The sequence below is a fragment of the Protofrankia sp. CiP1_Cm_nod4 genome, assembly GCF_982290645.1.
This window is the reverse complement of the sequence record NZ_CEVIVC010000153.1, coordinates 10,450-11,353: the sequence shown is the minus strand read 5'-3', so window position 1 is coordinate 11,353 and position 904 is coordinate 10,450. Positions and strand designations below refer to the sequence as shown.

Genomic DNA, 904 nt, shown 5'->3' with positions numbered 1-904 from the left:
GGCGGGGGACGGGCGGACGCCCGGGGACCGCTGATCGCGGGAGAGCGGGTATGACGGTTTGCGGGCTGCTGCGCCTGGACGGTGCCCCGGTGCGGCGTTCGGTCCTCACGGCGATGCTCGCCTCGTCGTCGCTGGGCCTGCCGCCGGCACGGGGTGTGCACCTCGACGGGCCGTTCGGCGTGGTGACGGCCTCGGGGCCCGCCGGTGACCCGACACCGCCGATCGCGGTGGACGCGGAGGGGCTGGTCGTCGTCCTCGACGGCCGCCCCGGACGACGGCGCCGGGGCGGGAACGGCCCGGTAGCGCCGCGCGGCAGTGCGCCAGCCGGCCTCCATGCCCAACCGTCGGTTGCTGTGCCGCCAGGCCTGCCCGCGCGGCCGCCGGCCGGCGTACGGGATGGTCTGCCGGCGCAGCCGCCGGCCGGCGTACGGGATGGTCGGCCCGCCGCTCTTGCCGGTGCGGGCTGTACCGACGCCTGCCTGCTCGCGGCCGCCTACCGCAGGGACGGGGAACGCTGTCTCGGGCCGCTGGGCGGGGACTGGGTCGCGCTGATCTGGGAGCCGGACCGTCGGCGGCTTGTCTGCGCCCGTGCCGGCGATCCGGGGCAGGAACTGCTCACCTGGTCGGACGGGCGCGTTTTCGCGTTCGGGACGGAACCGGCGCAGCTCCGTGCCGCGGGGATGCCGGTGCTGCCGGTGATGCCGGGGATACCGGTGATGCCGGGGATACCGGTGCTGCCGGGGATACCGGTGCTGCCGGGGATACCGGTGCCGGCGGCGGGCCGCCCGCGTCCCGGCCATGGGCTGGGACGGGTCCGCTGGCTCGGGCCTGACGAGCGGCTCGCGGTCCGCCTGCCCGAGGAGGCGGCGGAGCGCTTCGCCGCGTGGGCCGGGCGGAGCGCGGT

Annotated in this window: 1 protein-coding gene; it reads left to right on the top strand. The window is 77.7% G+C overall.

Translation table 11 applies throughout. From position 1 onward, the window contains the following. Nucleotides 1–50: 50 nt before the first annotated feature. The coding region (locus AC5LSR_RS20675) for a class II glutamine amidotransferase domain-containing protein (RefSeq protein WP_493468850.1) at nucleotides 51–904 on the top strand (854 nt) is incomplete at its 3' end.